The sequence below is a fragment of the Aquimarina sp. MAR_2010_214 genome (assembly GCF_002846555.1).
In the GTDB taxonomy this organism is placed as follows: Bacteria; Bacteroidota; Bacteroidia; order Flavobacteriales; family Flavobacteriaceae; genus Aquimarina.
In genome coordinates this window covers 2,898,347-2,925,007 of the sequence record NZ_PJMS01000001.1, presented here as the reverse complement: position 1 = coordinate 2,925,007, position 26,661 = coordinate 2,898,347, and the positions used below count along the sequence as shown (strand labels likewise).

Genomic DNA, 26,661 nt, shown 5'->3' with positions numbered 1-26,661 from the left:
GGTTTTTATTTTACTAAGAACTATTTCTAGCTAAATTTACTCCATAAAAACAAGTAGAATTGATATCTCCCCCCTCTGCTTGTTTTCCAATATTATTACCTACCAATTTAACTTTGAAATGGTATAAGTTGTAATTGCCATCATTTCTTCATCTGCGGTATTCCAAATATTCATTGATTATCTCATCGGTTATGTTTTCTGTATTCCTAACTACGATCCCTAATTTATCTAAAAAATGATGAGAGTTTAAAGTATTTAATCGTAAAATTTTGACATAAATTACTTGACTAGATGGTCAAAAAGGTATAAAACGAAGGTAAGCACATATTGATAATATGGGCTTACCATTCAATTAAAAAAAGGCGTATTTAAACTATAATTACCGATGTTATTTATCTAAATTTATAGACATTAAATCTCTTAAAACTAACTTAATGAAACTAAAAAAATTATTATTATTACCGCTATTGTTCGCCGTTTCTTTTATGACTCGCGCACAAGAAAATGACACCAAAGCTTTCTATCATGGAAAAATATCTTCTGTAGAGTATGTATCATCTATAGAATCAAGACCCAATGATCTTGTCCCCCCAGACAATTCGGTTAGGGAGGCAAAAGATAAAAAATCATTAGGAAATCAAATTATATCTAGCAAAGACCCGCAAAAGAAAAATGATTATTTTGTAAGAAATAAACATGAAAAAGAACAAAGTATGCAGAGAGCTCCTGCCAGCCTTGTTTTTGATACCTATACATCAAATTCCCAACCCACAGATCCTTCTATGGCTATAGGCCCTAATCATGTGATGGTGGTTTATAATACTGGGTTTATGATTTATGATAAATCTGGTAACCAATTGTTAGGTCAAACCGCTCCTAATCCTGCTATTTTCCCTTCGGGTGGCTGTTGTGATCTTACGGCATCCTATGATAATGCAGCAGATAGATGGGTACTTTCATTTCTGGGATCCGGAGCACAAGTGGCGGTTTCAGATGGCCCTAATCCATTAACAGCAGGATGGTATATATACAATATCCCAGGTATAAAGGATTATCAAAAATTATCTGTCTGGAGTGATGGATACTATATTACCGAAAATACGGGAGGTACTAATAAACTTTGGGTATTAGAAAGAACTGCTATGTTGGCAGGAAATTCTGCGGCTCAAATTATTGGATTTAAACTTCCGGGGATTGTTACCAGTGGTTTTCATAGTCCGCAAGCTTTAAATGTTACTAATGGCAATTTACCTGCTGCTGGAGGTGCTACCATAGTCTATTTACAGGACAATGCATGGAGCGGAGTATCTGTGGATCATATTAAAGTTTGGACTGCTAATATAAATTGGACTACTCCAGCAAACTCGACAGTTTCAAACCCTCAGGAAATCAATACAACACCCTTTATTAGTGTTTTTGATAATGGAAGTTTTACTAATTTAACTCAACCAGGAGGCGGTTCTGCAATTGATGCGCTGCAAGCAACTATCATGAATCAAGCTCAATTTAGAAAATTTGCAACTCATAATTCGGCGCTTTTCAATTTTGTAGTCGATACAGACGCTGGCTCAGGTAAACTGGCAGGAGTACGTTGGTACGAGTTTCGACAGAGCGGGGATAATCAACCTTGGTCTTTATATCAAGAGGGTACTTATACCGCACCAGATGGAAGACATGCCTGGAACGCAAGTCTTGCAATGGATGGAAACGGCAATATAGGAATGGGATATACATCTATGTCAGGACCTACAACTTCAACAACAGTTAGGGTAAGTTCTTATTTTACAGGTAGATTGAGTTCTGACCCATTAGGAACAATGACAAGTACAGAAGGACTCATCGCAAATGGAACTGAAAATTTTAGTGGTAAACGATATGGGGATTATAGCAAGATTGATGTAGATCCATCTGATGATTCTTCATTTTGGTTTATTACCGAGTATATGAAAAGTGGTAGAAAAGGTGTTGTTGGAAAATTTCAAATTCAAGCTGGTACTCCTGATACTGAAGCACCGACGAACCCAACTAATTTGGCTGCTAGTAACATCACATCTAGTGGATCAGTACTTAATTGGACCGCATCTACAGATAATGTAGGTGTAGCTCGTTATAATATCTCTATAGGAGGTACTGTTGTTGGCACTTCTACAACTACTACTTTTAACGTTACAGGGCTTTCTCCTTCAACCACCTATAACGCTTCAGTAAATGCTGAAGACGCTGCTGGGAATGTTTCAGGAAATGCAACTACTTCGTTCACTACAACTGGAACCGTTGTTACTTATTGTAGCTCTGCGAGTACAAATGTAAACGACGAATTTATTAGCAATGTTCAGTTAAATACAATCAACAAGAGTTCTGATGCACAATTTTATTCAGATTTTACTTCAATTTCTACAGATTTAAACGAAGGTCAAGCATATACTATTACGGTTGTTCCTACTTGGACAGGAACCAAATACCCAGAAGCATATGCCGTTTGGATTGACTACAATAATAATGGAGATTTTAATGATACAGGCGAATTAGTTTGGTCCAAAGCCGCTTCGACTAATACTTCTAATAGTGGATCTTTTACAGTTCCTAGTGGAACTTCTAAAACTTCGGTTAGAATGAGAGTTTCAATGAAGTATAATGGAATTCCAACCTCTTGTGAATCTTTCACTTATGGTGAAGTGGAAGACTACACAATTAATCTTGGAACTGGAGTCACTGCTAATAACAATGTAGAAACATTGAGGTCATTCACTCAAAACTCAAAAAGAAATATTAAAATGCATCCTAACCCAACAAATTCAAAGTTGACTATTGATATTTTGGGAGGTGATTTTGATGAGATCATAATTTTTGCATCCACAGGAGCAATCATTAAAAAGATAAAGCCAAGTGTGGGTTCTCATGATATTGATGTCTCACAATTTACCACAGGTGTCTATTTTGTAAGATTTGTTTCTAAAAGGTTGGCTGTTACCAAAAGATTCATAAAACAATAATAGTCTAATTAATAGTTATAAAAGGCTATCTCTAGGGATGGCCTTTTTTTGTGGTTATTGTTGGATGCATGTATTTCATAACAATACAAACTCAAAACGAGCTTAACTATAGCTCTTTTGGAAAAAAGAACGATATCTATTCAAAGATGTTAGAAATGGAAGAATTTTACATTTCTGACTGACAAGATATTTTCACAAATCAAAAATTGATTTTAACCCCATAAAACTATACTTTATCTATAAAAAATTTTATTTAAATTAAAACTATCAAAAGTATAAAACATAAAAAAGAGTGCTTTCGCACTCTTTTTCTTCACACAAATCATCTTAATTTAGGGGCTTATTCTAAAATTAAAACTCACTTTTATAAAAAACTTTCATCTTGGGGGAAATGAAAGAATTAACTTTATTATTATGGTGTAAATATAAAGCAAAAATTAGAGACCACCAAAACAAAAACGAATTTTATCTATAAAAAATACATTTTATCAATATTTATATAGTAAATTAAATATTTATGTAGTTTAAATCCTACAAATAATAATTACTTAAACATAGCTTAACTTTTTCATCATACTATAAAACAAAAAGTATAAAATAAAAAAAGAGTGCTTTCGCACTCTTTCTCTTCACACAAATCATCTTAATTTAGGGGCTTATTCTAAAATTAAAACTCACTTTTATAAAAACTTTCATCTTGGGGATAATGAAAGAACTCACTCATTATTACACTGTAAAGATAGTAATTATTTTTAATCTACCAAATAAAAATTGTATTTTACCTAATAATAATGCTTTTTAACTTTTAAAAATTACATAACACACAAACAGTGTAGTATTTTACCTACAAATCTTACTACTTAAAAATAATCCTCATCAAAAAGTATTAAACATAAAAAAGAGTGCTTTCGCACTCTTTCTCTTCACACAAATCATCTTAATTTAGGGGCTTACTCTAAAATTAAAACTCACTTTTATAAAAACTTTCATCTTGGGGGGAATGAAAGAACTCACTCATTATTACACTGTAAAGATAGCAATTATTTTTAATCTACCAAATAAAAAAGTGTATTTTATCTATAAATTGTGTTTTTTAACTTTTTATAATAAACAAAATATTAAAAAATGTAGTCTTATACTTACAAATGTTAACGTTTAAAAATAGTCCCTATCAAAAAGTATTAAACATAAAAAAGAGTGCTTTCGCACTCTTTCTCTTCACACAAATCATCTTAATTTAGGGGCTTACTCTAAAATTAAAACTCACTTTTATAAAAAACTTTCATCTTGGGGGAAATGAAAGAACTCAATCATTATTACACTGTAAAGATAGAAATTATTTTCAATTCACCAAACAAAAAGTGTATTTTATCTATAAAAAAGGCAAATAAGCATTATATTTAACATTTAATCCTACAAAATTCCTACAAAATATTATTTAAAACATGATTAAACCTTTTTTATGTACATTAGTCATATAGTAGTACCAAGATCAAATAATTGATCATTTCAATAAAACTAATTTTACCTTTGAACACTCGGGAAGAACAAGACCTACTTATTGCCTTACAATCAGACAAGGATATAAATACCGCTTTTGGTAAGCTTGTTGCTGTATATCAACAGCGCCTTTATTGGCATGTCAGAAATATGGTAAAAAATCATGACGATACAGATGATATACTACAAAATGTGTTTATTAAAGTATATAAGAATATAAAAAAGTTTAAAGGAGATAGTAAATTATACTCCTGGTTATATCGTATAGCCACAAATGAGTCTATTACTTTTCTAAATCAAAAAGCAAAAAAATATAATATTAGTAATGAAGAGTTAAGTTTACAATTAATTCAGAATCTCGAGGCAGATGTCTATTATGAAGGAGATCAAATACAACTCATGTTGCAAAAGGCTATAGCCACTTTACCACAAAAACAACAACAGGTCTTTAATATGAAATATTTTCAGGAACTTAAATATCGTGAGATGTCAGAAATTCTAGAGACCAGCGAAGGAGCATTAAAAGCTTCTTATCATTTAGCTTCAAAAAAAATTGAAGATTTTTTAAAAAAAGATTAAACCTTTTAATAATAAAAAAGTCATACTATCAGTGAAAAAAGATAAATCACATAAAAACAATGACGGTTTTAAAGTACCTGAAGGTTATTTTGAAAGTTTCGAAAGTAAGCTTTTTGAAAAAATAGCTTCTGATAAAGATGACCAACTGAGTTCCAAAATGGATTCGGGTTTCAAAGTTCCCGAAGACTATTTCACAACTTTGGAAGATACTATAATGCAAAAAATTGATGATGATAAACCCAAAGGGAAACTTATCTCATTACGAGTCAGTAAAAATATTTTATATATCTCGGGTATTGCTGCAATGATTGCTATTATTATATCTGTATCCATACCTAAAGAATCAGAATTAAATTTTAACTCTATTGAAGTTGCCGATATACACGCTTATTTTAATGAAGAAGATATTGAACTCAGTACTTCAGAAATCGCAGCGCTATTAGATGAAGATATTATATACTCAGAAACATTCGAAAAAGAATTAATTGATGATGAAACTTTATTAGAGTATTTATCCGAAGAGGATTTAGATGATGAAATTATATTTACAGAATAAAACAAACACATGAAACCGACTCGATCAAAATAATTATTAAAACATTAATCTATCATTCTTTTAATCGCCAAAGATTCCATTTGACCTCTAAAACAATAAAACAAACACATGAAAAAGATAGTTTTACTTATTTGCTTTGCCTGGTTTTCTATAGGTGCTTTTGCTCAACACGGGCCAAGAGAAAAAATTAAAGCATTTAAAATCGCATATATTACTGAGAAACTAGATTTAACCAGTAAAGAAGCTCAGCAATTCTGGCCTGTTTATAATGTCCATGAAGAGACTGTTCAAAAACTTAGACGTCGAGAACGTAAGTTGATTAAAAGTATAAAAGAAGCCAACAACACCCCTACTGGTTTAAGTGATAAGCAAGCCAAAGATGCTATAAACAACTTTCTTGAAGTAGAGGAACAGAAATCACAATCCCGAAAAAATTTAATCCTAGATTTAAAGAAAGTCATGCCTAATACGAAAATTCTAAAACTCATAAAAGCAGAAGCCGATTTTCACAAACGTATGCTGGCAAGAATTAAAGAACGAAGAAAAAGACATTAAAATATTATAAGAACACAGAAAAAGAGGGTGTTATACACCTCTTTTTTATTTAAAAATCAGTTTAGCAATTCTTCCTTTACCTGCCGCTATTGCAACACTATCATTTATAAATCTTATTGTATAAAAACCTTCTTTACTTAGTTCTTTCCAACTTCTTCCAAGATCGTTAGAAATTGATATTCCTGTAAATCCAACAGCTACCATTTCTTTACCACCACCATTAGGGATATATCGTATACAACTCTTATACCCTGCTCCACTACCATCTGATACCAATTCCCACGTTTTTCCTCCATCTTTTGTAATCGCTTTATTTGCCTCGTTACTTTTTGGAGCTGTATAATCTCCTCCAAAAATGATTCCATTATTCTCGTCATAAAAATCAACAGAATACGCTCCTGTGGTTTCTTTTCCTTGAATGATAGGAGTATCATAAACTCCCCATGTTTTTCCTTTATCAGGAGAGAAAAACACTCTGGACTTCATTCCTCCTGTAGCTATCCATGTTTTATCGCCTACAATTGAAATGTTTCCATTACTAGCAGCAAATGCAGCTTCTCCAACAAAAGTTTCAGGTAGATCGTCACAAGAAACCTTTTTCCAGGTTTCTCCCCCATCTCTTGTAATAATTATAGACAAACAAGTATCTGTAGGATCTCCCATTGCAATTCCTTCTTTAGCATTCCAAAATGCTATTGCATCATAAAATACTTTTTTATGCATTTCGGTATATACTATTTTTTCCTCTTTAGTCTCTCTATCAATCTTTCTTAATCTTGCAGGAGAACTTACTCCTAAACTAAAAAACGACTTATCAGTAAAACTAACAGCACGTTGTTCTGCAATCCAGTTTTCTTTTTTTTCTTTAGTATCAGACTCAGAAAACTCGATAATAGTCTTCTTTTCTGTAGCAAGATTTATAAATCCATACCCTTTATTAAAACCAAAACCAATCAAAGTATCATTATATATATCTAAGGCTCGTATACTTATAGAATCTTTTAAAATAGTTTCTATTTCAACTTTAGAAAAATTATGAGTAACTACTTTCTCTTCTGTGGTACAAAAAACAAAAGTCAAAACAAATAATAGGGTGCAGATTAGTTTCATAGGTTTTGATATCAATAATTATAGTCAAATATAATAGTATTTGATCACAAAGGTCTACCTTTGCACACCTTAAAAAAAAATACAATGCGTTTACATAGAAATCTTGTCTTTGCTGTTATAGATGGATTACATGAAATATTTAATGAAGGAAGCTATGCAGATAAAGTGGTTCAGAAATTACTGAAACGAGACAAAAGATGGGGATCACGTGATCGTAGTTTTGTTGCAGAGACCGTATACGAAATCGTAAGATGGAAACGCTTATATACCGAAATAGCCGAAGTAAAAGAACCTTTCTCCAGAGATAACTTATGGAGAGTTTTTGCAGTTTGGGCCACTCTAAGAGGAATTTCTTTGCCCGATTGGAAACAAATTGGCCCTACGCCTACCCGTCGTATCAAAGGACGTTTTGATGAATTAAGCAAAATAAGAAAATTTAAAGAGTCTATCCCCGATTGGATGGATCAATTGGGGGAACAAGAACTAGGTAAACTGTGGGATAAAGAAATTACCGCACTTAATGAGCAGGCTCCTGTAATTCTTCGTGCAAATACCTTAAAAACATCAAGAGAAAAACTTAGAAGTCTACTGGAAGACGAAAATATCGATACCGAATTCATTAAAGGATATCCAGATGCGCTTAAGCTTGTCGAAAGAACCAATGTATTTACCACAGAAGCATTCAAAAACGGATTATTTGAAGTACAAGATGCTTCTTCTCAATTGGTAGCCGATTTTCTAGAAGTACAACCTGGGCAACGTGTTGTAGATACTTGTGCAGGTGCAGGTGGTAAAAGTCTTCATTTGGCAGCCTTGATGCAAAATAAAGGACAGGTTATTGCTATGGATATTTATGGTAATAAACTAAAAGAGCTTAAAAGAAGAGCTCGTAGAGATGGTGCCCATAATATCGAAACTCGAGTCATAGAAAGCACAAAAGACATCAAAAAATTATATGGCAAAGCAGATCGTGTTCTTATCGATGCCCCATGTAGTGGTTTGGGTGTTTTACGACGAAACCCAGATGCCAAATGGAAATTACAACCAGAATTTTTAGATAAAATCAAGCATACACAAGCCGAAATACTTGAGAATTATTCTAAAATGGTAAAATCTGGAGGAAAATTAGTATATGCTACCTGCTCTATTTTACCATCAGAAAATCAAGATCAGGTAAAAAGTTTCCTTTCTAAAGAAATCGGAAATGATTTCACCTTGATCAAAGACAAGAAAGTACTTTCACATAAATCAGGATATGATGGGTTTTATATGGCCCTATTAGAAAGAAAATAATACGTATCTGTATACAATAATATGTATACAGTTATATAAAAATTTCACTCTTGCAAAGATGCAAAACCTTCTAAAAACTATCGAAACATTCATACTGTAATATCACAAAATTCAATTATTACATTTTATCTCTTTGCTATTGTTTAAAATTCAGTGAATAACTCTGGGATTCTATCTTAGTTTTATACCTAATTTTAGTAAGAAAGTAGTAAATTTGCAGCTTAATAAAAATCAACACAAATAATCGAAGTATGATCCATTTCTTCGGAAACCAAAACGAGAAAGTATTTGCAGTTCAAACAAACAATGAAATCTCTCCTGAAACCATAAAAAAATTAACATGGTTATTTGGCAACCAACCTCAACTATCTGTGGCGTCTATTGACGCTTTTTTTGTTGGTCCTCGTGCCGCAATGATTACTCCGTGGAGTACTAATGCCGTAGAGATCACTCAGAATATGGGTATAGAAGGAATTGTTAGAATAGAAGAATTTCGAACCGTTACAAAAGATTACATTGATTTCGACCCTATGCTTTCTCAAAAGTATGATCTGCTAAATCAGGATATCTATACTATTGATATAAAGCCAGAATCGATCATAGAGATTGATGATATTGCTGCTTATAATATCGCCGAAGGTTTAGCTCTTAATGACGAAGAAATTGAATACCTCGAAGGAGTTAGTAAAAAAATAGGACGACAACTTACAGACTCAGAAGTTTTTGGGTTTTCGCAAGTAAATTCTGAACACTGTCGTCATAAAATCTTTAACGGAACCTTTGTTATTGATGGAGAAGAACAACCTACTTCACTTTTTAAGTTAATAAAAAAGACATCAGAGGTAAATCCAAACGATATTGTTTCTGCATATAAAGATAATGTAGCCTTTATAAAAGGGCCAAGAGTTACTCAGTTTGCTCCAAAAACTGCTGATAAGCCTGATTTTTATCAGGAAACCGAATTCAATAGTGTGATTTCGATTAAAGCGGAAACACATAATTTTCCGACCACAGTAGAACCATTTAATGGCGCTGCTACAGGATCTGGAGGAGAAATCAGAGATCGCCTTGCCGGAGGAAAAGGCTCCTTGCCTCTTGCTGGGACAGCAGTATATATGACCTCATATTCGCGATTAGAAAATAACCGTCCATGGGAGAAAGCTATGACAGAAAGAGATTGGTTATACCAAACTCCAATGGACATATTAATAAAGGCCTCTAACGGAGCTTCTGATTTTGGAAATAAATTTGGTCAACCTTTAATCACAGGATCTGTACTCACTTTTGAGCATGAAGAAGACGCCCGAAAACTTGGTTTCGACAAAGTAATTATGCAGGCAGGTGGGATTGGATATGGTAAAGCCGAACAAGCTATCAAAGCCACTCCAGAAAAAGGAGATAAAATTGTAATCTTGGGAGGAGAAAATTATCGAATTGGTATGGGAGGTGCTGCTGTATCTTCTGCAGATACCGGAGAATTTAGCAGCGGTATCGAATTAAATGCGATACAGCGCTCTAATCCAGAAATGCAAAAACGTGCTTCTAATGCAATTAGAGGTATGGTAGAGAATGAAGAAAATACAATTGTATCCATACATGATCATGGTGCAGGAGGCCATCTTAACTGTCTTTCTGAACTGGTAGAAGAGACTGGTGGAAAAATTGACCTGGATAAACTACCTGTAGGAGACCCAACATTATCGGCAAAAGAAATCATCGGTAACGAATCCCAAGAACGTATGGGATTAGTTATCGGGCAAAAAAATATAGATACACTACAACGTATTGCTGAGCGCGAACGCTCCCCTATGTATGAAGTAGGAGATGTTACCGGAGATCACCGTTTTACCTTTCAGTCCAAAACCAAAGGAGATACACCAATGGATCTTGCATTAGAAGATATGTTTGGTAGTTCTCCTAAAACTATAATGAACGATAAAACCATTGAGCGTAATTATGAAAACATTTCTTATAACAAAGAAAATTTTCAAAACTACCTCGAACAGGTACTACAGCTAGAAGCTGTTGCCTGTAAAGATTGGTTAACCAATAAAGTAGATCGATGTGTAGGAGGAAAAGTTGCTAAACAACAATGTGCAGGGCCATTACAATTACCTTTAAACAATTGTGGGGTAATGGCGCTAGATTATAATGGTAAAGAAGGTATTGCAACTAGTATTGGACATTCTCCTATCTCAGGCCTAATCAACCCAGAAGCAGGGAGTAAAAATTCTATTGCAGAAGCATTGACTAATATTATATGGGCACCACTTAATGAAGGATTGCAATCCGTTTCATTATCTGCAAATTGGATGTGGCCTTGTAAAAATGAAGGAGAAGATGCTAGATTATATAAAGCTGTAAAAGCAATTTCAGATTTTGCTATTGATTTAGGAATCAATGTACCTACGGGTAAAGATTCACTATCTATGAAGCAAAAATACCCAAATGAAGAAGTTATTGCTCCCGGAACTGTAGTGATATCTGCAGCTGCACATTGTAATGACATCACCAAAATTGTTGAACCCGTTTTACAAAAAAATGGTGGTAATATCTATTATATCAATCTTTCTAATGACAAACACCAACTTGGAGGCTCTTCATTTGCACAAATGTTAAATAGAATTGGTTCTGAAGCACCAAATATTAAGGACGCTGCTAGTTTTAAGAGCACCTTTAATGTGATTCAAAATCTAATTAGAGAAGATAAAATTGTAGCGGGTCATGATATCGCCTCAGGAGGTTTGATCACTACATTATTAGAATTGTGTTTTGCAGACCTTAACCTTGGAGCAAACCTTGATCTTACCAAAATTGGAGAATCCGATTCAATCAAATTATTGTTTGCAGAAAACTCAGGGATTGTTTTTCAGAGTGCTTCAAATTCGGATGTTGAATCTATTCTTTCTAAAAACAATATTGAGTTCTTCAACATCGGTACTATAAAAGAAGAAGCTTCTTTAACCATTAAAAATCAAAATGATTCCTTTGATCTTTCCATAGAAGAATTAAGAAATACATGGTACAAAACTTCTTTCTTATTAGATCAGAAACAAACTGCAAATGATTTAGCAAAAGATAGATTTCAAAATTATACAAATCAACCATTACACTATTCTTTTCCAAAACACTTTGATGGTAAACGACCTGTGATTTCTAGTGAGTCTAAAAGGCCAAAAGCAGCCATCATACGTGAAAAAGGAAGTAATTCTGAACGAGAAATGGCTAATGCCATGTATCTGGCAGGTTTTGATGTAAAAGATGTACATATGACCGATTTGATATCTGGTCGAGAAACATTAGAAGGTATTCAGTTTATTGGAGCCGTAGGAGGTTTCTCTAATAGTGATGTTTTAGGATCTGCAAAAGGATGGGCAGGCGCCTTTTTGTATAACGAAAAAGCAAATACAGCATTAAAAAAATTCTTTAAAAGAGAAGATACGCTATCTGTAGGTATCTGTAACGGTTGCCAATTGTTTATGGAACTAGAGGTTATTAACCCGGAACATGAAAAACACGGTAAACTAACCTACAATGATTCTCATAAGCATGAGAGTAGTTTCACTTCTGTAAAAGTACAGGATAACAATTCTGTAATGCTATCTACTTTGGCAGGAAGCACTCTGGGAGTATGGATTTCTCATGGTGAAGGAAAGTTTGATTTACCATTACCAGAAGATCAATATAACATTGTAGCAAAATATGGATACGAAGGATACCCTTCTAATCCAAATGGATCAAATTACAACACAGCTATGATGACAGATAAAACTGGTCGCCATTTGGTAATGATGCCTCATATAGAACGTTCAATTTTTCAATGGAACTGGGCTAACTATCCACTAGATAGACATGACGAAGTATCACCATGGATCGAAGCCTTTGTAAACGCCAGAAAATGGTTAGAGAAAAATGCCTCTGAATGAAAAACAGAAAAGCGCTCTTAATAATTGATATGCAAAAGGGTTCTTTTACTCCAAAAACTCCGCGATTTGACACAAAAGGAGTTGTGAACAGAATCAATATGCTTGCTCAACTATTCAGAGCATCTGGTTTTTCTGTATTTTTTATTCAACATGATGGTACAAAAATGAATGATTTTTTACCAAATACACCAGAATGGGAATTATTAGATGATTTGGAAACAGAGACTACTGATATTTTTATAGATAAGTATGCTAATGATATATTTTATAAATCAAAGCTACAATCAAAACTAAATGATTTACATATCAACGAGTTATTTATTACAGGTTGTGCAACCGACTTTTGTGTAGCATCAACTGTCCAGTCAGGGTTAACAAAAGACTATAATATAACTGTGATAGAAGATGGACATACCACTGGGGACAGACCACATTTAAAAGCCAAAAAAGTAATCGAACATTATAATTGGGTCTGGCAAAATATGATCCCAACCAATGGAAAAGTAGACGTAAAAAACTTTGAGCAGATAAAAAATAATCTAACAAGTCATTAAATAGACATAGAACATACCTCTCTATTTATCAAGAGATGATCTTATTTATGTATTATAAAGCTAGTTTTAAATCTATAAATGACGGATATTTTATTAAAAACGATAAAATATTAAAGAGTTAACAATTTACAGCTCCTTTTTTTTATATCTTAGAGTTGTGTATTATAAGATTTTTTATAATTTGCAAAACTATGCGCGCATAGTAGTTCTTTTAAGTTCTTAAATAGTGGTGTATTCTATTTTGTTTATTCGTAAATTTAATCACCCAATTATTTTTAAAAACAACCATCTGGAAAGAGCTTTGGAATGCTACAAAAATTATTTTAAAACGACTTATGACGAAAATTACTAGATTATTTGATTTCCCACATTATCAATTAAAAAAATTTAATTTAGACAAGGCTTTAATAACTAAATATAATGGTGAATGGATTGCAACTTCTACTGAAGAATATGTAGAAAAAGCTAATCAAATTAGCCGTGGTTTATTACGATTAGGTGTAAAACCTAATGATAAAATAGCGATTATCTCTTCTAATAACAGAACAGAATGGAATATCACTGACATTGGTGTTCTTCAAATTGGTGCGCAAGATGTTCCCATTTACCCAACAATTTCTCAAGAAGATTATGAATATGTCTTAAACCATTCTGAAGCAACATATTGTTTTGTTTCTGATGAAGAAGTATTTCAAAAAGTTGAAAATATTAAAGCTAATGTTCCTTCTCTAAAAGAAGTATACTCCTATAATGATATTTCTGGTTGTAAAAGTTGGAATGAAGTTCTTGAATTGGGTAAGGATGATAGTAACCAATCAACAGTAGAAGAAATCATGGCTTCTGTAAAAGAAGACGATCTTGCAACTTTAATATATACTTCAGGAACAACAGGAAGACCTAAAGGAGTCATGCTTAGTCATAAAAATGTAGTAAGTAATTCGATAAATAGTTCCTGCAGATTCCCTATAGTAGATGGAGAAACCAAAGCCTTAAGTTTTCTTCCAGTATGCCACATTTATGAAAGAATGCTAATGTATCTATACCAATATAGAGGTGTAAGTATTTATTTCGCAGAGTCTATAGAAACTATAAGTGATAACTTAAAAGAAGTTAAACCAGAGGTAATGACTGCTGTGCCTAGATTATTAGAAAAAGTATATGATAAAATCATTGCTAAAGGTGCTGACCTTACAGGAATTAAAAAGAAATTATTCTTTTGGGCGGTAGAGCTTGGGTTAAAATATGAACCCTACGGTGCTAATGGTTGGTGGTATGAAAAAAAGTTAAGTATTGCCAGAAAACTTATTTTTAGCAAGTGGCAAGAAGCTCTGGGTGGCAATTTAAAGCTAATCGCTTCTGGTAGTGCTGCATTACAACCAAGGCTTGCTCGAATATTCAATGCTGCAGGGATAGGAGTTATGGAAGGATATGGTCTTACCGAAACATCACCGGTAATTTCGGTAAATGAAAGAGAAAATGGAGGTTTTAAGATAGGTACAGTAGGAAGAATGATTCCTGAAACCGAAGTAAAAATAGCCGAAGATGGTGAAATTTTGGTGAAAGGTCCTCAAGTAATGTTAGGATATTATAAAGATGAAGAAAAAACCAATGAAGTATTAAAAAACGGATATTTTCATACAGGAGATATTGGCGAAATCGATAATGATGGTTTTTTGCGTATTACCGATCGTAAAAAAGAAATGTTTAAAACTTCTGGTGGTAAATATGTCGCTCCGCAATTAATAGAAAATGCCATGAAACAATCTCGTTTTATTGAACAAATAATGGTAATCGGAGAAGGAGAAAAAATGCCAGCAGCATTTATACAACCCAACTTCGAATTTCTAAAAGAATGGGCAGATCGTAAAGGCATACAAATAGGTAGCTCTATGCAAGAAGCTCTTAATAACCAATCAATTATTGATCGTTACCAGGAAGAAGTTGATGAACACAATAAAAAGTTTGGAAAATGGGAACGTGTAAAACGATTTGAACTTACACCTGAAGAATGGAGTATTGATGCAGGTCACCTTACCCCTACTATGAAACTAAAAAGAAAAGTAATAAAAGAAAAATACAAAGATCTTTATTCAAAAATTTATGGCTAATTCAATGTGCTGATTGTATATAAAATGCATATCAGATTTAACTGTTAATCAGTAAACTCCTCATTTTATGGGGAGTTTTTTTATTAATTCAACAAAAAAGTGTAAATTACATTAACTTTTCTCAATTTTTTACTTCATTTATTATGCGTGCATAATAAATTTTCTTACCTTTACATTCATAACAATTTTTTTGAATGAGAGAAAAGACAATCGATTATGCTCTTAGAGCTACCTGGATGGCAGTTGCTAAGATGTATAATGAAGAAGCTAGCAAAAAAGGAAGTACAATGGCTACTGGATTTGCATTACTTAGCATAGACCCAGAAAGCGGTACACCTTCTACTTCATTAGGACCCAAAATGGGAATGGAAGCCACAAGTTTATCACGCACTTTGAAAACCATGGAAGAAAAAGGATTAATTTTTAGAAAGAAAAATCCTCAAGATGGACGAGGTGTATTAATCTATCTCACTCCATTTGGGGTAGAAATGAGAAATTTCTCAAAAGAAGTAGTTTTTACTTTTGATACTATGGTAAGAAAACATGTTCCGCAAGAAAAGTTAGATGTTTTCTTAGAAGTCTTTCAAACCATAAATGATCTGATATCATCTAAAAAAATTTACTCAAAACAAGAATCTGTAAAACCTTAACAACCCGAAGTTAAAAAATGAAAAGAATCATTAAAAAAGTTGCAGTTATCGGCTCAGGAATCATGGGATCTGGTATTGCATGTCATTTCGCTAATATTGGTGTCGAAGTACTATTATTAGATATAGTCCCTCGAGAACTTAATGACAAAGAAAAAGCGAAAGGCCTTACTCTTGACAACAAAGTGGTCCGTAATCGATTAGTAAATGATTCACTTACCGCTGCTCTTAAATCTAAACCCTCTCCTATATACCATCAAAAATTTGCAAATCGTATCACTACAGGAAACCTGGAAGATGATATCGCAAAAGTTGCAGATGTAGATTGGATTATAGAAGTTGTTGTAGAACGATTAGATATTAAAAAAATAGTTTTTGAAAATCTTGAAAAACACAGAACACCAGGTACATTAATTACTTCTAATACCTCTGGTATTCCTATTCATTTCATGAATGAAGGAAGAAGTGAAGATTTTCAGAAGCATTTCTGTGGAACACATTTCTTTAACCCTGCTCGTTATCTCAAATTATTCGAAATTATTCCTGGCCCAAATACATCTCAGGAAGTTTTGGATTTCCTTAATGGATATGGAGAACAATATTTAGGAAAAACTTCTGTAGTTGCAAAAGACACCCCCGCGTTTATTGGGAATAGAATCGGAATCTTTAGTATCATGAGTTTATTCCACATGGTAAAAGAGATGGGATTAACAATAGAAGAAGTAGACAAACTTACTGGCCCTGTTATTGGTCGTCCAAAATCTGCAACTTTTCGTACCGTAGATGTAGTTGGTTTGGATACTTTGGTTCATGTAGCTAATGGTATTGCAGATAATTGCAAGGATGATGAACGTCACGAATTATTTAAACTCCCGGATTTCATCGGTACTATGATGGATAACAAATGGCTGGGAAGTAAAACCGGACAAGGATTCTATAAAAAGAATGTTGGTGCAGATGGAAAAAGAGAAATCCTATCTTTAGATTTAGATACTTTAGAATACAAAGCTAAAAAAAGAGCTTCTTTTGCTACTCTTGAAATGACAAAAACTATCGATAAAGTAGTTGATCGTTTTAAAGTATTAGTCTCCGGAAAAGATAAAGCAGGAGAATTTTATCGTAAAAATTTATCTGCACTATTCGCATATGTTTCCAATCGTATTCCTGAAATTACAGACGATTTATATAAAATCGATGATGCAATGAAAGCTGGTTTTGGATGGGAACATGGTCCTTTTCAGATCTGGGATGCTATTGGAGTAGAAAAAGGAATCGAAATGATGCGTGCAGAAGGGTATGAACCTGCTTCATGGGTACTTGATATGATCGCCTCAGGAAGTACTTCTTTTTATACTGTAAATAATGGAGCTACATTTTTCTACGATATTCCTAAAAAAGAACAAGTAAAAGTACCAGGACAAGATGCATTTATCATTCTGGATAATATCCGTAAATCTTCAGAAGTATTTAAAAATAGCGGAGTCGTAGTAGAAGATCTTGGTGATGGAATTCTAAATGTAGAGTTCCAGAGTAAGATGAACACTATTGGTGGTGATGTTTTAGCCGGATTAAACAAAGCTATCGATATTGCTGAAAAAGATTTTCAGGGATTGGTTGTTGGTAATCAAGCAGCAAACTTCTCTGTAGGTGCAAATATCGGAATGATATTTATGATGGCCGTTGAGCAAGAATATGACGAGCTTAATATGGCTATTAAATATTTCCAGGATTCTATGATGCGTATGCGTTATTCTGCAATCCCAACAATTGCTGCTCCTCATGGTATGGCACTTGGTGGTGGATGTGAACTCTCTATGCATGCCGATAAAGTAATTGCTGCTGCAGAAACCTATATAGGACTTGTAGAATTTGGTGTTGGTGTTATCCCTGGTGGTGGTGGATCCAAAGAAATGGCACTAAGAGCTTCTGATACTTTTAAGAAAAACGACGTAGAACTTAATGTGCTACAAGAGCATTTCCTAACTATAGGTATGGCCAAAGTGTCAACCTCTGCTTATGAAGCATATGATACTAATATACTGCAAAAAGGAAAAGATATCGTTGTTGTTAATAAAGATCGCCAAATTGCTACAGCAAAAGCACATGCGAAATTGATGGCAGAACAAGGATACACACAACCACCTCTTCGAAAAGATATTAAGGTACTAGGTAAACAAGCATTAGGTATGTTCTTAGTAGGAACCGACTCTATGGAAGCTAGTAAATATATTTCTGAGCATGATCATAAAATAGCTAATAAGCTAGGATATGTAATGGCTGGTGGAGATTTATCTGAACCAACATTGGTTACAGAACAATACTTATTGGATCTGGAACGTGAAGCTTTCTTATCACTTTGTACAGAACGTAAAACTCTTGAACGTATCGAACATATGCTTAAGAAAGGAAAACCATTACGTAATTAGTATTGAGAATTTAGTATTGAGTAATTAGATTATAAAGTAATGCACAAAGTTGAAGATTTAAAAATATGGAAAAAATCAATTGATTTAGCCAAATCTGTCTATCAACTAGCAAGTCATCTTCCTTCTAATGAAAAATATGGTTTAGTTTCTCAAATAAAACGCAGTGCTATTTCCATTTCTTCCAATATTGCTGAAGGTGCTGGAAGAAATTCAAGTAAAGAATTTAAACATTTTTTAAGTATTGCAAATGGTTCATGTTATGAACTCCATACACAATTAGTATTAATAATAGAATTAAATATAATAAGTAAAGAAAAAGTAGAACAAGTTATTGAATTATGTATTGAAATACAGAAAATGAATTATTCATTTCAAAAAAGATTATGAATCTCAATACTAATATCTCAATACTCAATACTATAAAACAATGAAAACAGCATATATAGTAAAAGCATATAGAACAGCCGTAGGAAAAGCTCCTCGTGGGGTGTTCAGGTTTAAAAGAACAGATGAATTGGCAGCCGAAACCATAGCACATATGATGAAAGAGCTTCCTAACCTTGACAAAGCACGTATCGACGATGTAATTGTTGGTAATGCCATGCCCGAAGGGTCTCAAGGATTAAATATGGCACGTTTAATCTCATTAATGGGATTAAATTCTGTTGATGTTCCTGGAGTAACAGTAAATAGATTTTGTTCATCAGGAATAGAAACCATTGGTATTGCAACAGCCAAAATACAATCCGGAATGGCAGATTGTATTATTGCCGGTGGGGCAGAAAGTATGAGTTCTGTTCCTATGACAGGTTATAAAACAGAACTTAACTATGATTTAGCCAAATCAGGGCATGAAGATTATTATTGGGGAATGGGAAATACTGCAGAAGCAGTTGCTCACCAATTCAAAGTATCCCGAGAAGATCAAGATGAATTTGCCTATAACTCTCATGTGAAGGCCTTAAAAGCACAAGCAGAAAAGCGTTTTCAGGATCAAATTGTTCCTATCAATGTCGAACAAATTTATGTTGATGAAAATGGAAAAAAGGCTACAAAATCATATACTGTATCTAAGGATGAAGGGCCTCGTGCCGGAACCAGTAAAGAAGTATTAGGTAAACTTAGACCTGTATTCGAAGCTGGAGGAAGTGTAACTGCTGGTAATTCTTCGCAAATGAGTGATGGTGCTGCTTTTGTGATGGTAATGAGTGAAGAGATGGTTAAAGAACTAAACCTTGAGCCAATAGCAAGACTTGTTAATTATGCAGCTGCAGGTGTAGAGCCAAGAATCATGGGTATTGGACCAGTAAAAGCTATTCCGAAAGCTCTAAAACAAGCCGGATTAAAACAAGATGATATCGAACTTATAGAACTTAATGAAGCTTTTGCTTCTCAATCTCTTGCTGTAATGAGAGAATTAGGTCTTAATCAGGATATTGTAAATGTTAATGGAGGCGCAATTGCATTAGGACATCCATTAGGATGTACAGGAGCAAAACTTTCGGTTCAATTATTTGACGAAATGCGTAAACGTGATATGAAAGGTAAATACGGAATGGTAACCATGTGTGTAGGTACAGGACAAGGTGCTGCTGGTATTTATGAATTTTTAAATTAAAAAAAACAGAATCTAGAAAAAAGAACAAAGAGAATCTGATTTTGAGGAAAAGACATAATTATAAAAATCTGAAAATATGGAAATTAGGATTAGAAATTGCTAATGACGTATCTGATATTTTGCTCTCTTTTCCTAAACATGAAAGATATGATTTAAGCTTACAAATAAGTAGATGTTCTGTTTCAATACCAAGTAATATAGCTGAAGGCTCAGGAAGATCCAATAAATCATTTAATAATTTTATTGATTACTCTTTGAGCCCTTCATTCGAATTAGGAACACAACTTTTAGTAGCAAATCATAGAAAATATATTGATAATAATACCTTAAAAAACCTAGAAAACAAAATTGAAGAATGGCAGAGAATGACAATGGGATTCCAAAATGGATTAAACTTATAAAGTCTTTTATCTTTCTTCTATTTTCTTTTCTCTATAAACTAAAACCTTACTAAAAAAATGAGTGATAAAACTATAAATAAAGATATTCTTAGAGGAGGACAATTCCTTGTTAAAGAAACTAAATGTGAAGATGTATTTACTCCAGAAGATTTTTCTGAGGAGCAAAGAATGATGCGTGATAGCGCAAGAGAATTTGTAGATCGTGAGCTATGGGCTCATTGGGAACGATTCGAAAGTAAAGACTATGCATATACAGAAGAATGTATGCGTAAAGCCGGTGAGCTTGGGCTTTTAGGAGTTTCTGTACCCGAAGCATATGATGGTCTAGGAATGGGATTCGTATCTACAATGTTAGTTTGTGATTATATCTCTGGAGCTACCGGATCATTTAGTACTGCTTTTGGAGCTCATACTGGTATTGGAACCATGCCAATCACTTTGTACGGTAATGAAGAACAAAAGAAAAAATATGTTCCTAAACTTGCTACTGGTGAGTGGTTTGGAGCATACTGCCTAACAGAACCAGGTGCAGGATCAGATGCCAATTCTGGTAAAACAAAAGCTGTTCTTTCTGAAGATGGAACACATTACTCGATTTCTGGACAAAAAATGTGGATATCCAATGCAGGTTTCTGTAGTTTATTTATTGTTTTTGCCCGTATTGAAGACGATAAAAACATTACAGGATTTATTGTAGAAAACGATCCATCTAATGGGATTTCTCTCGGTGACGAAGAAAAGAAGTTAGGTATTCACTCCTCTTCTACTCGTCAGGTATTCTTTAGCGATACTAAAGTACCGGTAGAAAACATGTTGTCAGAAAGAGGTAATGGGTTTAAAATTGCTATGAATGCACTAAACGTAGGGCGTATTAAACTTGCTGCTGCCTGTCTTGATGCGCAACGTCGTGTGATTGGTGAAGCTACTAAATATGCTAATGAACGTATCCAGTTCAAAACACCAATTATGAACTTTGGTGCTATTAAAGCTAAAATTGCTGAAATGGCTACCAATACATATGCCGATGAATCTGCTAGTTACAGAGCTGCAAAAAATATCGAAGATAGAATTGCTATCCGTCAAGCGGAAGGAAATACACATCAGGAAGCAGAACTTAAAGGTGTCGAAGAATATGCTATTGAGTGCTCTATTCTTAAAGTTGCCGTTTCTGAAGATGTACAAAGTTGTACTGACGAAGGAGTGCAGATTTTTGGAGGTATGGGATTCTCTGCAGATACCCCAATGGAATCTGCATGGAGAGATGCTCGTATTTCAAGAATCTACGAAGGTACCAATGAGATTAATCGTATGCTTGCCGTAGGAATGTTAGTAAAGAAAGCAATGAAAGGTCATGTAGATCTTCTTGGTCCTGCAATGAAAGTTGCAGATGAACTTACTGGTATTCCATCTTTTGATACTCCGGATTATTCAGTATTGTTTTCTGAAGAAAAAGAAGTTATAGCTAAGCTTAAGAAAGTATTTTTGATGGTTGCGGGAGCTGCGGTACAAAAATTTGGACCACAACTTGAGGAGCATCAACAATTATTACTAGCTGCTTCAGATATTTTAATTGAAATTTACATGGCTGAATCTGCAATCTTACGCACCGAGAAAAATGCAAAACGCTTTGGTGAAGATGCTCAGGAAACTCAAATAGCGATGTCTCAATTATATTTATACAATGCTGTAGATATTATTATCAGAAAAGGAAAAGAAGGAATAGTTTCTTTTGCTGAAGGAGATGAACAACGAATGATGCTAATGGGACTTAAACGCTTTACTAAATATGCTAACCAGCCAAATGTAGTTGCTTTAAGAACTAAAATTGCTGACAAAATTGCCAAAGAAAACGGATATTTTATTGGGTAGCAATTATAAAGAAAAACACTTAACATTTTGATGTGTTTAATTTTAATTATAAGAAACCGCCTTTTAAATACTAAAAAGGCGGTTTTTATATTTCCAAATTTAGTTTTGTTTTCAATTCTAGCTTTCCTTTTCCTGTTACCAAGATCTCTCTTGAACCCTTCTTCCTTCGTATCCAATCATTTTGTAACATCATCGTAAGAAAAGAGGCTCCAAGTGCACCTGCCAAGTGATGTCTACGCTCACTCCAATCCAGGCATGGATGGGCAAAAGATCGTTTTTGTGACATTACATCATCGATATCAATACCAACATTTTGAAACCAACTCTTTCCTGTAGAAGTAACTATATAAGTTCGTTCTACAATCTCTACCATACCATTATCAAGCAAGGCATCAGTAATTTTTACACCAATTTTTCCTGCCAAATGATCATAACAAGTTCTGGCATATGTTATACCATTACGTTCTGGTTGTTTAGTCCTGGTATATTCATCGTTAATGGATACTAACCCCGCCATAGACTCAATAACCTGAGCTACTTCAGAGGTTGCATACCTATAATACCGATGCCTTCCTTGTTTTTCTACTAGCAATATATTAGCCTGAATTAATTTTTTTAAATGATTACTTGCTGATTGTGCAGAAATATTTGCACATATCGATAGTTCAAAAGCTGTATATGCTCTACCATCTAATAAACACCACAGCATTACAGATCTAGATTTATCTCCTAATAAAGAGGCGATCTGAGCAAATTTATTTTCAAACTCTTCCATTAACTATTATCACAATATGATCTGGTTTCAATACACAAAACTAATGTAATACCATTTACGCCATGAATTTACTATAATATAACCGATATGATCATTTTCAATCCCATATTTTAGGTCTTTTTACTCCAAGCGTTCTTAAATAATCGAGCATTTGTCCCATATGTACTGCTTCATGAAATACAATTCTATTCAGATAATCACCAAGTTTTTTGCTCTGCCCTACTTCTGTTCTTTCTATTCTTATGTTTTCAAGATCTGTTTCTGTTAAACCTTCTATCATATCAAGAAAATTATTTCTATAGTTCATTGCTAGCTCAAGTTCAAACTCCAGATCCACATACTTCATTCCTTGCCATGGAGAATGGTAATCCCCCAGATTTCCTCTGTTGTCAATTATCTTATGAAATAAATGCTCAGTTTCTAACACATGTCTAATCATTTCAATAATTGAGAAAGCATTTTTATCTGGTTTCCAATCAAAATATTCTTCTGGTATTCCTTTCCATAGTTTAATACTTCGCCTTCTTGTCTCTGTACAGTTTAATAAAATAATTTCTATCGAATTCATTATGTGTATTTTTAATATATTCCTCTACTCCAATTCTCTGAAATAACTTTACCTTTTTCATAATCATCTACAACCAATATTAGCTGATTATCATGATCACTGTATTGTGTTAGTATGTTAACATCATTTTTTTCCATCAAACGACAAATCTTCCCTAACTGTCCGGGTACTTCTTGATTTAATTTTTGAATAAGCACTTTATTGATCCCAAACACTTCAACTCCATGAGATTCTAATGCTTTCTTTCCTTTTTCGGCATCGGCTACCAAAAAATTAGCCACTCCAATATTGTTATGCACAAAAACACCTCCCCCTTCAAGGCTTACTCCTGCATTTCCTAAAATTTCTCCCATTTCTGCTAAAGCTCCTGGTTTATTATCCAATCTAATTACTAAATTTCTCATACTTGATTTTATATTAATTTAATTTGAATATTTGCTATAATAGAGTTTGCGATAAAGCAATTAGAATGTGCTAGATTATGCATCTCCTCTATATTCTTTATTGAAGGTTGGTTTCCTTTAAAAATTACTTTAGGATATAATGTTATTGCAGTGATTGCTTTTTTTCCTTTTATCTCATTTAGCTCTCCTACGGGGTGATCTTTATAACACTCTACAACATATTTTTTCTTTGAAGCAATAGAAAGAAAAAACAACATATGACAACTCGAAACAGATCCTAAAAATGCTTCTTCAGGATCTACCGCAGATGCATCAGACATTGGAGTAGGAACTATTTCTGGAGAAGAAGAAGCTAGTACTTCTGCTCCCCCATCAAAATACCAGATATGTGCCCTGCTATATTTTCCATCTGTAAATAATTCATGTTGATTTTTCTTCCAAAATACTCTCGCCGAATGTTTCATTTTACCTGTTTCTTTTTGTATTTCACAAAAGTAAAACAGCTTTATTTTTTTTATTTCATTTTAAAATGAAGTATGAAAATTCCAGAATATAACTTCAGGGAATAAAAACTATGAATCCTCGACTACCACTCTATGGAGATACGATGTAATACATTACAGTTATGACAATATGGGAATAATTGTTTTTCAATTATAATAAGTTTTTCATCACTATTTTACTTAGCTTTATTATCACTTATACATTGTATCATTTCTTTTACAAGAAAGTAAGATAATAATCTATATTATTTACAAACACCTCTTTTTTAAAATTTTGTTCACTACATTTATCATGATTATATCACTAAATCTCATTATGAAAAGAATACTTTTATTATTCATTTTATTATCTATAGTAAGCTGCAAAAAAAGCCTTTCAGGCTCAACTAAAGGTGTATTGGCTATCATAGATCAAAAAGATTTACAAAAACAGAAAGTAAAAGTTGATCATCAAATCAGAAAAGTTAAAAAAGCAGTAATCGTTCCTAAACTAGATGGTGAGATGAATGACCCTATTTGGAAAGAAGCTACCTGGTATGGTTTTGATCAAAGATGGTTAGGAGCTCCTTATACTTTTAATGACTTTTTTGGGAGATATAAAGTAGTGTGGACTCCAGAAGCTCTATATATATTGGTTGAGATCAAAGATGATGTTTTATATGATCAAAATAAAAACCCTCTAAGTTTATGGTGGGATGATGACTGTGTAGAAATTTTTATTGATGCAGATAACTCTGGTGGAAATCATCAATATTCTAATAACGCATTTGCATATCATGTAGCATTAGATGGAAATGTTGTTGATCTAGATGAACAGAAAAACCCATTACTGTATAATAATCATGTAAGCTCTAAACGAGTTACTAAAGGTGATGTATCGGTATGGGAGTTTGAAGTTATTGTATATGATCACACCTATAAAGAAGGAAAAGTTAATGATCCGATGATCTTAAAAAAAGATCAGAAGCTAGGTTTTGCTATTGCATATAATGATAATGATGGTAGTAAAGAAAGAGAAAATTTTATTGGCTCTGTTTTTATCCCGGGAGAAGAAAAAAATCTGGGGTGGATTAATGCTGATATTTTTGGTACAATCATTTTAGAAGAATAATGTATTGAGGCCAAAATTCTACATATTACCAGTAATTATCATTTCGCAGTTTTTCTGTACTTCGTTATGGTTTGCCGGTAATGCTGTTATCGATGATCTTGCCTCCCAGTTTAATGTTGGTTTTAATATTTTAGGTTACCTCTTATCTTTTGTACAATTTGGATTTATTGTAGGAACACTTACATTTGCTTTATTAACATTAGCCGACAGGTTTTCTCCTTCTCGTATATTCATGATTTGTGCATTTTTGGGAGGGCTTAGTAATTTATCTTTGCTTATTCCTGATATCACAGTACTTAATTTACTTACGGCACGATTTGGTACTGGTTTTTTCCTTGCTGGGATATACCCTATTGGTATGAAAATAGCTTCTGATTATTATAAAGATGGTCTCGGAAAAGCACTCGGATATCTTGTAGGTGCTTTGGTGCTAGGAACAGCTTTTCCTCACTTAATTAATCACTTCTCCTGGAGTAGTGATTATAAAGCAGTAATTATCAGTACATCTATCTTGGCATTTGTTGGAGGATTAGCAATGTGGTATTTGGTTCCGGATGGGCCATACAGAAAACTCGTTTCTAAGCTTCAACTCGGAATAGTTACCCAACTTTTTAACATCCCTAGTTTTAGAAAAGCTGCTTTTGGGTATTTTGGACATATGTGGGAACTATATGCCTTTTGGGGCTTTGTCCCTATCATTCTTAAAACTTATTCTCGTATACAATCTATACAACTTCAGGTATCTTTTTGGTCTTTTATTATCATTGGTGTTGGTTTTATTTCTTGCATTCTGGGTGGTTTGATTTCATTAAAAACCGGAAGTAGAAAAGTAGCGTATAATTCACTATTGATCTCTGGAATATTTTGTCTTGCCTCTCCCCTGCTTTTCCTATTACCGCCCGAATTATTTTTAATTGCTTTGAGTATTTGGGGAATGTTAGTAATTTCAGATTCACCCCAATTCTCAACAATGGTAGCTGCTGCAGTGCCTCCAGAATTAAAAGGTACCGCACTTACAATTATTAATTGTATTGGGTTTGCGATTACTATAATTAGTATTCAATTATTGTCTTTTTTAACAGGAAAATTAGACAATACTGTGCTCTATACATTTTTAAGCATAGGACCAATTTTAGGAATATATACTTTACGAAAATAGTTGTAA

At 33.5% G+C, this 26,661-nt stretch carries 21 protein-coding genes; 16 read left to right on the top strand and 5 right to left on the bottom strand.

From position 1 onward, the window contains the following. The first annotated feature begins 434 nt into the window (after positions 1–434). From ATE84_RS12390 to ATE84_RS12375, 4 genes are all read left to right on the top strand, one after another. Positions 435–2,993 (top strand): GEVED domain-containing protein, encoded by a 2,559-nt coding sequence (locus ATE84_RS12390; RefSeq protein ID WP_101448257.1) that lies wholly within the window; start codon positions 435–437, stop codon positions 2,991–2,993. 1,530 nt (positions 2,994–4,523) lie between these two features. Further along, positions 4,524–5,072 carry an RNA polymerase sigma factor gene (locus ATE84_RS12385; protein WP_101448256.1) on the top strand — a complete coding sequence of 183 codons (549 nt, stop codon included), beginning with the start codon at positions 4,524–4,526 and terminating at the stop codon, positions 5,070–5,072. 31 nt (positions 5,073–5,103) lie between these two features. Next, on the top strand, positions 5,104–5,628 hold the full coding sequence (locus ATE84_RS12380; RefSeq protein WP_101448255.1) for a hypothetical protein: 525 nt from the start codon (positions 5,104–5,106) through the stop codon (positions 5,626–5,628). 108 nt (positions 5,629–5,736) lie between these two features. Continuing rightward, positions 5,737–6,183, top strand: coding sequence for a sensor of ECF-type sigma factor (locus ATE84_RS12375; RefSeq protein ID WP_101448254.1), 447 nt, complete (start codon positions 5,737–5,739; stop codon positions 6,181–6,183). Between the two features lie 45 nt (positions 6,184–6,228). On the opposite strand, the gene ATE84_RS12370 is transcribed toward ATE84_RS12375, so the two are convergent. Next, positions 6,229–7,293, bottom strand: coding sequence for an oxidoreductase (locus ATE84_RS12370; protein ID WP_101448253.1), 1,065 nt, complete (start codon positions 7,291–7,293; stop codon positions 6,229–6,231). Positions 7,294–7,377: 84 nt separating this feature from the next. Between ATE84_RS12370 and ATE84_RS12365 the strand changes: the two genes are divergently transcribed. The 10 genes from ATE84_RS12365 to ATE84_RS12320 all read left to right on the top strand — a co-directional run bounded on the left by ATE84_RS12365 (position 7,378) and on the right by ATE84_RS12320 (position 22,135). Further along, positions 7,378–8,586, top strand: coding sequence for an RsmB/NOP family class I SAM-dependent RNA methyltransferase (locus ATE84_RS12365; protein WP_024771029.1), 1,209 nt, complete (start codon positions 7,378–7,380; stop codon positions 8,584–8,586). Positions 8,587–8,837: 251 nt separating this feature from the next. Next, positions 8,838–12,512: a phosphoribosylformylglycinamidine synthase gene (gene purL / locus ATE84_RS12360; protein ID WP_101448252.1), complete on the top strand. Its 3,675-nt coding sequence runs from the start codon at positions 8,838–8,840 to the stop codon at positions 12,510–12,512. Beyond that, positions 12,509–13,066, top strand: coding sequence for an isochorismatase family protein (locus tag ATE84_RS12355; protein WP_101448251.1), 558 nt, complete (start codon positions 12,509–12,511; stop codon positions 13,064–13,066). Before purL ends, ATE84_RS12355 begins: the two co-directional genes overlap by 4 nt. 335 nt (positions 13,067–13,401) lie before the next feature. After that, positions 13,402–15,174, top strand: coding sequence for a long-chain fatty acid--CoA ligase (locus ATE84_RS12350; RefSeq protein WP_101448250.1), 1,773 nt, complete (start codon positions 13,402–13,404; stop codon positions 15,172–15,174). Positions 15,175–15,368: 194 nt separating this feature from the next. Continuing rightward, a complete protein-coding gene (locus ATE84_RS12345) occupies positions 15,369–15,824 on the top strand; it encodes a MarR family winged helix-turn-helix transcriptional regulator (RefSeq protein WP_101448249.1) in 456 nt (151 codons plus the stop codon). 17 nt (positions 15,825–15,841) lie between these two features. Beyond that, positions 15,842–18,247: a 3-hydroxyacyl-CoA dehydrogenase/enoyl-CoA hydratase family protein gene (locus tag ATE84_RS12340; RefSeq protein ID WP_101448248.1), complete on the top strand. Its 2,406-nt coding sequence runs from the start codon at positions 15,842–15,844 to the stop codon at positions 18,245–18,247. Between the two features lie 39 nt (positions 18,248–18,286). After that, positions 18,287–18,634 (top strand): four helix bundle protein, encoded by a 348-nt coding sequence (locus ATE84_RS12335; protein WP_101448247.1) that lies wholly within the window; start codon positions 18,287–18,289, stop codon positions 18,632–18,634. Positions 18,635–18,674: 40 nt separating this feature from the next. Then, positions 18,675–19,865 (top strand): acetyl-CoA C-acyltransferase, encoded by a 1,191-nt coding sequence (locus ATE84_RS12330; protein ID WP_024771023.1) that lies wholly within the window; start codon positions 18,675–18,677, stop codon positions 19,863–19,865. Positions 19,866–19,906: 41 nt separating this feature from the next. After that, positions 19,907–20,266 (top strand): four helix bundle protein, encoded by a 360-nt coding sequence (locus ATE84_RS12325; RefSeq protein ID WP_101448246.1) that lies wholly within the window; start codon positions 19,907–19,909, stop codon positions 20,264–20,266. Between the two features lie 57 nt (positions 20,267–20,323). Continuing rightward, positions 20,324–22,135 (top strand): acyl-CoA dehydrogenase family protein, encoded by a 1,812-nt coding sequence (locus tag ATE84_RS12320; protein ID WP_101448245.1) that lies wholly within the window; start codon positions 20,324–20,326, stop codon positions 22,133–22,135. Between the two features lie 85 nt (positions 22,136–22,220). On the opposite strand, the gene ATE84_RS12315 is transcribed toward ATE84_RS12320, so the two are convergent. The 4 genes from ATE84_RS12315 to ATE84_RS12300 all read right to left on the bottom strand — a co-directional run bounded on the left by ATE84_RS12315 (position 22,221) and on the right by ATE84_RS12300 (position 24,346). Then, entirely contained in the window at positions 22,221–22,910 is a 690-nt protein-coding gene (locus ATE84_RS12315) for a helix-turn-helix transcriptional regulator (RefSeq protein ID WP_101448244.1), read from the bottom strand. Positions 22,911–23,007: 97 nt separating this feature from the next. Next, positions 23,008–23,478 (bottom strand): DinB family protein, encoded by a 471-nt coding sequence (locus ATE84_RS12310; RefSeq protein WP_101448243.1) that lies wholly within the window; start codon positions 23,476–23,478, stop codon positions 23,008–23,010. A gap of 11 nt (positions 23,479–23,489) precedes the next feature. Further along, a complete protein-coding gene (locus tag ATE84_RS12305) occupies positions 23,490–23,882 on the bottom strand; it encodes an amino acid-binding ACT domain-containing protein (RefSeq protein ID WP_101448242.1) in 393 nt (130 codons plus the stop codon). Between the two features lie 8 nt (positions 23,883–23,890). After that, positions 23,891–24,346: an OsmC family protein gene (locus ATE84_RS12300; protein WP_101448241.1), complete on the bottom strand. Its 456-nt coding sequence runs from the start codon at positions 24,344–24,346 to the stop codon at positions 23,891–23,893. A 355-nt stretch (positions 24,347–24,701) separates the two neighbouring features. Between ATE84_RS12300 and ATE84_RS12295 the strand changes: the two genes are divergently transcribed. Continuing rightward, positions 24,702–25,496, top strand: coding sequence for a sugar-binding protein (locus ATE84_RS12295; RefSeq protein ID WP_101450992.1), 795 nt, complete (start codon positions 24,702–24,704; stop codon positions 25,494–25,496). A gap of 4 nt (positions 25,497–25,500) precedes the next feature. Then, on the top strand, positions 25,501–26,655 hold the full coding sequence (locus ATE84_RS12290; RefSeq protein WP_101448240.1) for an MFS transporter: 1,155 nt from the start codon (positions 25,501–25,503) through the stop codon (positions 26,653–26,655). Positions 26,656–26,661: the final 6 nt, after the last annotated feature.

What these genes read in the sequence shown, in the direction of transcription:
- ATE84_RS12335 (WP_101448247.1), top strand. Translation starts at nt 18,287, where the DNA reads ATGCACAAAGTTGAAGATTTAAAAATATGGAAAAAATCAATTGATTTA.
- ATE84_RS12375 (WP_101448254.1), top strand. Translation starts at nt 5,737, where the DNA reads ATGAAAAAGATAGTTTTACTTATTTGCTTTGCCTGGTTTTCTATAGGT.
- ATE84_RS12390 (WP_101448257.1), top strand. Translation starts at nt 435, where the DNA reads ATGAAACTAAAAAAATTATTATTATTACCGCTATTGTTCGCCGTTTCT.
- purL (WP_101448252.1), top strand. Translation starts at nt 8,838, where the DNA reads ATGATCCATTTCTTCGGAAACCAAAACGAGAAAGTATTTGCAGTTCAA.
- ATE84_RS12365 (WP_024771029.1), top strand. Translation starts at nt 7,378, where the DNA reads ATGCGTTTACATAGAAATCTTGTCTTTGCTGTTATAGATGGATTACAT.
- ATE84_RS12370 (WP_101448253.1), bottom strand. Translation starts at nt 7,293, where the DNA reads ATGAAACTAATCTGCACCCTATTATTTGTTTTGACTTTTGTTTTTTGT.
- ATE84_RS12315 (WP_101448244.1), bottom strand. Translation starts at nt 22,910, where the DNA reads ATGGAAGAGTTTGAAAATAAATTTGCTCAGATCGCCTCTTTATTAGGA.
- ATE84_RS12355 (WP_101448251.1), top strand. Translation starts at nt 12,509, where the DNA reads ATGAAAAACAGAAAAGCGCTCTTAATAATTGATATGCAAAAGGGTTCT.
- ATE84_RS12300 (WP_101448241.1), bottom strand. Translation starts at nt 24,346, where the DNA reads ATGAAACATTCGGCGAGAGTATTTTGGAAGAAAAATCAACATGAATTA.
- ATE84_RS12320 (WP_101448245.1), top strand. Translation starts at nt 20,324, where the DNA reads ATGAGTGATAAAACTATAAATAAAGATATTCTTAGAGGAGGACAATTC.
- ATE84_RS12345 (WP_101448249.1), top strand. Translation starts at nt 15,369, where the DNA reads ATGAGAGAAAAGACAATCGATTATGCTCTTAGAGCTACCTGGATGGCA.
- ATE84_RS12310 (WP_101448243.1), bottom strand. Translation starts at nt 23,478, where the DNA reads ATGAATTCGATAGAAATTATTTTATTAAACTGTACAGAGACAAGAAGG.
- ATE84_RS12340 (WP_101448248.1), top strand. Translation starts at nt 15,842, where the DNA reads ATGAAAAGAATCATTAAAAAAGTTGCAGTTATCGGCTCAGGAATCATG.
- ATE84_RS12350 (WP_101448250.1), top strand. Translation starts at nt 13,402, where the DNA reads ATGACGAAAATTACTAGATTATTTGATTTCCCACATTATCAATTAAAA.
- ATE84_RS12330 (WP_024771023.1), top strand. Translation starts at nt 18,675, where the DNA reads ATGAAAACAGCATATATAGTAAAAGCATATAGAACAGCCGTAGGAAAA.
- ATE84_RS12295 (WP_101450992.1), top strand. Translation starts at nt 24,702, where the DNA reads ATGAAAAGAATACTTTTATTATTCATTTTATTATCTATAGTAAGCTGC.
- ATE84_RS12305 (WP_101448242.1), bottom strand. Translation starts at nt 23,882, where the DNA reads ATGAGAAATTTAGTAATTAGATTGGATAATAAACCAGGAGCTTTAGCA.